Below are 8,251 nucleotides of genomic sequence, written 5' to 3' on the forward strand. Positions count from 1 at the left end.
GGTTCCGGCCAGTCTACGGAGACCCGCCAGGGCCGGACCGCAGGCCGCGTCCGGCGTCACAACCGGAGCGCGACCGCAGGTCAGCACGTGGGGTGAACCTCGTCTCGCCGCGTCGCTGTGGCGGTCACGCCGCGTGGCCACGAGAATGGTGCGCATGGCGGATTTCTTCATCGGCGGCGAATGGGTGGACGCGGTGGACGGCGCCCGGCGGGAGATCCGCTGCCCGGCCGACGGCTCCCTGGTCGCGACGGTCGCCGAGGGCACCGCCAAGGACACCGAGGCCGCCATCGCGGCGGCGCGCCGGGCGTTCGACACCGGCCCGTGGCCCGGCACCCCCGCCCACCTGCGCGGCGACCTGCTGCTGCGCACGGCGGACCTGCTCGACCGCGACGCCGAGGCGTTCGCCCGCGCAGAGTCGCTCGACACCGGGAAGCGCCTGGTGGAGAGCCGCTACGACATGGCCGACATCGCGGCCTGCCTGCGCTACTTCGGCAAGCTCGCGGCCCAGGACGCCGGGCGCGTCGTCGACACCGGCAACCCGGACGCGTTCAGCCGGATCGTGCACGAGCCGGTCGGCGTCTGCGGGCTGATCACGCCGTGGAACTACCCGCTGCTGCAGACCGTGTGGAAGATCGCACCGGCGCTGGCCGCGGGCAACACGTTCGTGCTCAAGCCGAGCGAGCTGACCCCGCACACCGCGATCCTGTTCCTCAAGCTGCTCACCGAGGCCGGCCTGCCGCCGGGCACCGGCAACCTGGTGCTGGGCGCGGGCGCCGAGGCCGGCGCGCCGCTGGCGTCGCACCCGGACGTCGACCTCGTGTCGTTCACCGGCGGCCTGGCGACCGGCAAGGTGATCGCCGCGGCGGCCGCGGACACGGTCAAGAAGGTCGCCCTGGAGCTGGGCGGGAAGAACCCGAACGTGGTGTTCGCCGACGCCGACTTCGAGACGGCGGTCGACTACGCCCTGACGGCGGTGTTCCTCCACTCCGGCCAGGTGTGCTCGGCGGGCGCGCGGCTGATCGTGCAGCGCGAGTGGCACGACGAGTTCGTGGCCGAGCTGGTGCGCCGGGCCGAGCGCATCCGCCTGGGCGGCCCGTTCGACGCGCAGGCGGAGACCGGCCCGCTGATCTCGGCGGCCCACCGGGCGAAGGTCGAGGCGTACGTGGCGGCGGCCCTGGCCGAGGGCGCGGTGCTCCGCACGGGCGGCCGCCGCCCGGACGACCCGGCGCTGGCGGACGGCTTCTACTACCTGCCGACCATCCTCGACCAGGTGAAACAGGGCTCGTCGGCGGTCGTCGAGGAGTCGTTCGGCCCGGTCCTGACGGTCGAGACGTTCACCGACGAGGACGACGCGGTCCGCATCGCCAACGACACGCACTACGGCCTGGCCGGCGCGGTGTTCACCCAAGACGCCGGCCGTGCCCAGCGGGTCGCGGGCCGCCTGCGCCACGGAACGGTCTGGATCAACGACTTCCACCCGTACCTCCCCCAGGCCGAGTGGGGCGGCTACAAGCAGTCCGGGTTCGGCCGCGAGCTGGGCCCGACGGGGCTGGCCGAGTACACCGAGGTCAAGCACATCTACCAGAACCTCAGGCCGGAACCGCAGCGCTGGTTCTCGGGCTGAAACCGGCCTTATGCTGCGTCCACGGCGACGCAGGGGAGGCCGGAGTGGACGAACAGCGAAAGCGTCTCCGAGGCCCGCGGGCCATGCTGGTGGGGGCGGCGGGCCTGGGCGTGATCGCGGGGCTGACCCTCCGGACGGCCGAGTACCCGGGGATGCTGCCGCCCGGAACGCCGGACCCGGAGCTGGACCTGGGCTTGCGCCTGGTCTGCGCGGCGGCGGTGCTGATCGCGGTGACGCTGGCGTACTTGACGTTCGCGCGGCACCAGGACGAGCCCCTGGCAATGGCGAGCTTGCCGGGGCTGGTGGTGACGGGCGTGGTGCTGAGGCATCTGGTGGTGACGCTGCCCGGAGTGACCCGCATCCAGCCGGCGGCCCGCGTGGTGCCGGGCGCGGGGGCCTGGGTGCTGTTGGTGTCGGGCGTGGCAATGACGGCGACCGGGCTTGCGGCGGCGTTCGCGGTGCGCCGGGCAGGCTGAGATCCGCTGCACGGCCGCCTCGGCTGCCTTTCCGCGCGGCGCGGCTGCCCGGGCCGCGCGAGCCTGCGGCACCTTCGCCGCGCGCGCTCGCGCAGCGCACCGAGCCACCCGCGCCCGCAGCACGCCGAGGCACGCGCGTTCGCCAGCCGCCGGGGCACGCCCGCCGGGCCATGCAGCGCATACGCACGGGCCAGAGCGTGGGCGCACTCGCAGCGCACCAGGCCACCGCGCCCGCAGCAAGCCGAGGCCCGCGCGCCAGCAGCGCGCGTCCGCCCGCGCCAGCGGCGCACCAGGCCGAGGAACGCGCGCTCGCAGAGCGCCGGCCCACCCGCGCCCTCGACAGCCGCCGGAGCACGCCCGCCGGGCCACGCAGGGCGTCCGCACGGACCAGAGCGTGGGCGCGCTCGCGGCGCACCAGGCCACCGCGCCCGCACCGAAGCCCGCGCGCCAGCAGCACGCCGAGGCCCGCTCGCAGCACGTCGAGGCACGCGCGCTCGCGGAGCGCCGAGGCCCGCGCACCAGCAGCGCACCAGGCCACCGCACCTGCAGTACGCCGAGGCTCGCACGCCAGCAGCACGCCGAGGCCCGCGCACCAGCAGCGCACCAGGCCACCCGCCCAGCGGTTCCCGGCAACGCTCGCAGCCCAACGCACCGGCGCACCGCCGAACCGCCACCGCGCAGGCGTCAGCGCGACCCGGCACCCGCCACACGGACCGCCGCCGTCAGCCTCCTCCGGCTACTCCCCCGGCTCAGCTCCAGCTGTTCACCGCCTTCCGGCCGAGGAACGCCGCCAGCCGGTCGGCCGGCGTCGCTTCCGGGGGCGGTGGAACCTCCGGGCCGAACGGGCCGCCCGGCTGCCGGGGCGCCGCTCCGAACCGCGACCGCCACTGCTCCAGGGCCCGCGTGGCCAGCTCGGGCGCCAGGTCCGTCGGCTGCCCGGTCGCGTCCGCGATGTCCCAGCCGTGGGCCAGGTACTCGTTCACCCGCATGTGCACCAGGAACACCCCCGGCACCTCACCGAGCGGCGTGGTCACCTGCCGGGAAAACAGCCCGGGCTCGGCCAGCACAGACCGCGCGGAAGCCACCGAAGCCGCGAACGCCGCAGCCGGCGACGCACCCAGGTAGTCGCCGTCCGGCGCCGGTGGGCCCGTGCCCGCCCAGAACGCCACTTTCGCGTTGCCGTGCGCCAAGTGGTTCACCACCGCGCGCACGTCCCACTCGACGCACGCCGTCGGGAGCGCCCACTGGTCGGCACGGACCGCGGCGACCAGGGCGGTCACCGTCGAAGCTGCGAGGTCGAACTCGTCGAGAACAGTCATGCCGGAAGTGTGCCGACCACCACCGACAAAAACTCAGGACAGCAGCGCCACACACTCCACGTGGTGGGTCATCGGGAACGCGTCGAACGCCCGCAGATCCGTCAGCGAGTACCCGTGCGAAGAGAAGACCGCCAGGTCACGAGCCAGAGCCGCCGGGTCGCACGCCACGTAGACAATCCGATCGGGTGAACCCGCCACGATCGACTCCACGACCGCCTTGCCCGCTCCCTTGCGCGGCGGGTCCAGCACCACGACGTCGACCGGCTTGGCCGCCGAGGCCAGCACGTGCTCCACGCGCCCGGCGCGCCACGAAACCTGCGGCAGGTCCGCCAGGTTGCGCTCGCCGTCGGCCACCGCGCGCCGGCCGGACTCGACCGCCAGCACCCGGCCCGCCGCACCGACCTGTGACGCCAGCACCGACGCGAACAGCCCGACCCCCGCGTAGAGGTCCCAGGCCGTGCCGCCGGACGGTGCCTCCGCCCACTCCCCCACGACCGCGGCCAGCGTCGACGCCGCCGCCGGGTGGACCTGCCAGAAACCGTGCGCGTCGAGGTGCCAGTCGCGGCCCGCCGCGTGCTGGACCGCGACGCCGCCGGTCAGCTGCCGCGCCCGCACCTTCCCGCGGACCGTCGACAGCTCCCGCACGTGCAGTTCGCCGTCGCCGTCGGTCGTGACCTCCAGTTCGCTGCCGGGCCGCCAGCGCCGCGCCAGGACGTCGTCGAGCTCGCCGGGGACCGCGATCGGGCAGTCGTCCAGGGCCACCACCCGGTGGCTGTGGTGGGCGCGCAGCCCGGCCCGCCCGTCACGGCCGGCGACCAGGCGGACGCGGCTGCGCCAGTCCAGCGGCCCGCCGTCGAGGGCCTCCACGACGACGTCGCGCTCGATCCCCGCGAGCCGCTGCAGCTGTTCCGCCACCACCGAAGCCTTGAGCGTGCGCTGGTAATCGGGCGAAGCGTGCTGCCAGTCGCAGCCGCCGCAGCCGCCCGGCACGGCCAGCGGGCACGGCGGCGGCACCCGGTGCGGCGACGCGACGAGCACCTCGATCGCGTCGCCGCGGCAGAACGAACCGCCGTTGTCCTCGGTGATCTCGACCCGGACCTGTTCGCCCGGCAGCGCGTGCCGGACGAACACGACCCGCCCGTCCGCGCGGGCGACGCAGTGGCCGCCGTGCGCGACCGCACCGACCTCGACCTCGAGGACGCGGCCCAGCCAGCTCGTCATTCGGCAGGCTCCTTGGGCTTCGGCGCCGCGACCGGCTTCCCGTTGGGCGAGAACCCGCGGCGGACGTCGCCCGCGGCGGGCCGTTCGTTGCGGACCCGCGCGGCCGCCTTGGCCGACGACTCCAGCTGCCACGGCACGCTCGCCACGATCACCCCGGACTGGAACAGCAGCCGGCCCTTCAGCCGCAGCGCGCTCTGGTTGTGCAGCACCTGCTCCCACCAGTGCCCGACCACGTACTCCGGGATGAATACGGTGACCACGTTGCGCGGATTGTCACCGCGGACGCGCTTCACGTAGTCGAGGACGGGTTTCGTGATCTCGCGGTAGGGCGATTCGACGACCTTCAGCGGCACCTTGAAGTTGTGCGCGTCCCACTCGGCGGTGAGCTTGCGGGTGTCGGCATCGTCCACATTGACCGTCACGGCCTCGAGGACGTCCGGGCGCATCGCCTTGGCGTAGGCCAGCGCGCGCAGCGTCGGCCGGTGCAGTTTGGACACCAGGACGATCGCGTGGTTGCGCGACGGCAGCACGGTCGGGGTGTCGCCGAGTTCCTTCAGCTCGTCGGCGACGCGGTCGTAGTGCCGCCGGATCGCCGTCATCAGCGCGAAGATGGCCACCATCGCGGCGATCGCGATCCAGGCGCCGAGCAGGAACTTGGTGATCAGCACGATCACCAGGACGGTCGCGGTCATCGTCAGGCCGATGGCGTTGACGGTCTGCGAGCGCCGCATCCGCCGCCGCGCGCCCGGGTCGGTTTCCCTGGCCAGCAGCCGGTTCCAGTGCCGGATCATGCCCGCCTGGCTGACCGTGAACGACACGAACACACCCACGATGTAGAGCTGGATGAGCCGGGTCACCTCGGCGTCGAACGCGATGATCAGCACCAGCGCGAAGGCGGCCAGGAACAGAATGCCGTTGGAGAACGCCAGCCGGTCGCCGCGGGTGTGCAGCTGGCGCGGCAGGTAGCGGTCCTGCGCCAGGATCGAGCCCAGCACCGGGAAGCCGTTGAACGCGGTGTTCGCGGCCAGCAGCAGGATGATGCCGGTGGAGAAGGAGATGTAGTAGAACGCCGGCGGGAAGTCGGCGAACACTGCGTGCGCGATCTGCGCCACGATCGTCTTCTGCTCGTAGCCCGCGGGCGCGCCTTCGAGCTGCCGCGCCGGGTCCTCGGCGAACTTGACGTCGGTGATCGTGGCCAGCGTGATGATGCCGACCAGCATGGTGACCGCGAGCAGGCCCATCATCAGCAGCGTGGTGGCCGCGTTCTTCGACTTCGGCTTCTGGAACGCCGGGACGCCGTTGCTGATCGCCTCGACCCCGGTCAGCGCCGCCGCGCCGGAGGAGAACGCCCGCAGCACCAGGAACGCGTACCCGACGCCCGCGAAGGTGCCTTCGGCGGTCAGTGTGAACCCGGCGCTCTCGGCCTTCATCTCGGTGCCGGTGGCGGCCTGCACCAGGCCCCAGGCGACCATGGCGAGGATGCCGATGATGAACCCGTATGTCGGGATTGCGAAGGCCTTGCCCGACTCGCGGATGCCGCGCAGGTTCAGCGACGTCAGCACGACCACGATGACGATCGACGCGAGCACTTTGTGCTGCGCGACCCACGGGACGGCCGAGCCGATGTTGGCCACACCGGACGAAGTGGACACCGCGACCGTCAGCACGTAGTCGACGAGCAGGGCGCTGGCCACGGTAAGGCCGAACTTGCCGCCCAGGTTCGTGTTGGCGACCTCGTAGTCGCCGCCGCCGCTCGGGTAGGCGTGCACGTTCTGCCGGTACGAGGCGACGACCACCAGCATGACCAGGGCGACCATGACGCCGATCCACGGCGCGAGCGCGTACGCGGACAGCCCGGCGACGCTCAGCGTCAGGAAGATCTCTTCCGGCGCGTAGGCGACACTGGAGAGCGCGTCCGACGCGAAGATCGGCAGCGCGATGCGCTTGGGCAGGAGCGTGTGAGAGAGCCGGTCACTGCGGAACGGACGTCCGAGGACCAGGCGTTTCAGCACGGTCGGGAACTTCGACACCACGGAAGCCTAACGTTCCGGGGGCACGGTAGGTTCGGCGCTGGTGTGTCGGGGGTAAGACGGACGGGTGAACCGCCGAGGAGGAGGCAGGGCGTGCACGTGGTGATCATGGGATGCGGCCGGGTCGGCGCGTCCCTGGCCGCTGCGCTGGAGCGGCTCGGCCACGAGGTGGCCGTCATCGACAAGAACCAGCAGGCGTTCCGCCGGCTCGGCAGCGACTTCCACGGCCAGCAGGTCGTCGGCGTCGGGTTCGACCGCCGGGTGCTGATCGAAGCCGGCATCGAGCGGGCCGGCGCGTTCGCGGCGGTGTCCAGCGGCGACAACTCGAACATCATTTCGGCGCGCGTCGCCCGGGAGAACTTCGGCATCGAGCACGTCGTCGCGCGCATCTACGACCACAAGCGCGCGGCCGTGTACGAGCGGCTGGGCATCCCGACGGTGGCGACCGTGCCCTGGACGACCGACCGGTTCCTGCGCACGCTGCTGCCGGACGGCGTCGCGTCGGCGTGGCGGGACCCGTCGGGCAACGTCGCGCTGCTGCAGCTGCCGCTGCACGAGGGCTGGGTCGGGCACTCGGTGAAGTCCCTGCAGGAGGCGACCGGCGCGCGGGTGGCGTTCATCATGCGCTTCGGCACCGGGGTGCTCCCCGACACGAAGACGGTGCTGCAGGCCGACGACGTCGTGTGGGTGGCCGCGCGGTCCGGCACCGTCACCGACGTGACCAGTGTGGCCCACCGCGAACCGGAGGACGAGGCATGAGGGTCGCGATTGCGGGCGCCGGGGCGGTCGGCCGTTCCATCGCCGCCGAGCTGATCGACGGCAGGCACCAGGTGATGCTCATCGAGCGCGAGGCCGACCAGTTCGAGCCGCACGCGGTCGAGCAGGCCGACTGGGTGCTGGGGGACGCGTGCGAGGTCTCGATCCTGGAGGAGTCCGGGATCGAGCAGTGCGACGTGGTGATCGCGGCGACGGGCGACGACAAGGCCAACCTGGTGGTGTCGCTGCTGGCGAAGACGGAGTTCGCGGTCCGGCGGGTGGTGGCCCGGGTGAACAACCCGGCCAACGAGTGGCTGTTCACCGACGCCTGGGGCGTCGACGTGGCGGTCTCGACCCCCCGCATGCTGGCGGCGATGGTCGAGGAGGCGGTCAGCGTCGGCGACCTGGTGCGGCTGATGACGTTCCGGCAGAGCAACGCCAATCTGGTCGAGCTGACGCTGCCGGCGGAGACACCGCTGGCCGGGAAGCCGGTGAGCGAGCTGACGCTGCCGCGGGATGCGGCGCTGGTGACGATCCTGCGGGGCGACCGGGTGATCGTGCCGCAGCCGGAGGACCCGCTGGAGCCGGGCGACGAGCTGCTCTTCGTGGCGACCGCGGATGTGGAGCCGGAGATCCGGACGGCTTTGGGTTACTGAGGCTGACGAGGAGGCCCCCGGTGTGCGCGCTGGGGGCCTTTTCGTGCTCCGAGGCCGGCGGTGCCGCGAATGACTCATTCGGGACGTCGGAGGTCCCGAATGCCGCCGCCTTGGACCGCTGGACTCGAACGTCGACGAAGTCCCCGGATCGGGCCACGTGGTGATCTCC

General features: G+C 72.7%; 7 protein-coding genes. 4 read left to right on the forward strand and 3 right to left on the reverse strand.

From position 1 onward, the window contains the following. Positions 1–154 precede the first annotated feature (154 nt). On the forward strand, positions 155–1,624 hold the full coding sequence (locus ACWDN5_RS17090) for an aldehyde dehydrogenase family protein (protein ID WP_449676978.1): 1,470 nt from the start codon (positions 155–157) through the stop codon (positions 1,622–1,624). A 44-nt stretch (positions 1,625–1,668) separates the two neighbouring features. Then, entirely contained in the window at positions 1,669–2,100 is a 432-nt protein-coding gene (locus ACWDN5_RS17095) for a hypothetical protein (RefSeq protein WP_449676979.1), read from the forward strand. 749 nt (positions 2,101–2,849) lie between these two features. Here ACWDN5_RS17095 and ACWDN5_RS17100 read toward each other — a convergent pair. The 3 genes from ACWDN5_RS17100 to ACWDN5_RS17110 are packed head-to-tail and all read right to left on the reverse strand — an operon-like array spanning position 2,850 to position 6,670. After that, on the reverse strand, positions 2,850–3,419 hold the full coding sequence (locus tag ACWDN5_RS17100) for a TIGR03086 family metal-binding protein (protein WP_449676980.1): 570 nt from the start codon (positions 3,417–3,419) through the stop codon (positions 2,850–2,852). A 33-nt stretch (positions 3,420–3,452) separates the two neighbouring features. Beyond that, positions 3,453–4,640: a class I SAM-dependent RNA methyltransferase gene (locus ACWDN5_RS17105; protein WP_449676981.1), complete on the reverse strand. Its 1,188-nt coding sequence runs from the start codon at positions 4,638–4,640 to the stop codon at positions 3,453–3,455. Beyond that, on the reverse strand, positions 4,637–6,670 hold the full coding sequence (locus ACWDN5_RS17110; protein WP_310974894.1) for an APC family permease: 2,034 nt from the start codon (positions 6,668–6,670) through the stop codon (positions 4,637–4,639). Before ACWDN5_RS17110 ends, ACWDN5_RS17105 begins: the two co-directional genes overlap by 4 nt. Before the next feature lie 93 nt (positions 6,671–6,763). Here ACWDN5_RS17110 and ACWDN5_RS17115 point away from each other — a divergent pair, with 93 nt between their 5' ends. Together ACWDN5_RS17115 and ACWDN5_RS17120 are read left to right on the forward strand one after the other, a co-directional pair. Continuing rightward, positions 6,764–7,429, forward strand: a complete 666-nt coding sequence (locus tag ACWDN5_RS17115; RefSeq protein WP_310974893.1) for a potassium channel family protein — start codon at positions 6,764–6,766, stop codon at positions 7,427–7,429. Further along, positions 7,426–8,082: a potassium channel family protein gene (locus ACWDN5_RS17120; protein ID WP_003067924.1), complete on the forward strand. Its 657-nt coding sequence runs from the start codon at positions 7,426–7,428 to the stop codon at positions 8,080–8,082. The genes ACWDN5_RS17115 and ACWDN5_RS17120 overlap by 4 nt, the downstream gene beginning before the upstream one ends. The last annotated feature ends 169 nt before the right edge of the window (positions 8,083–8,251 follow it).

This window comes from Amycolatopsis sp. NPDC003731 (assembly GCF_053586895.1).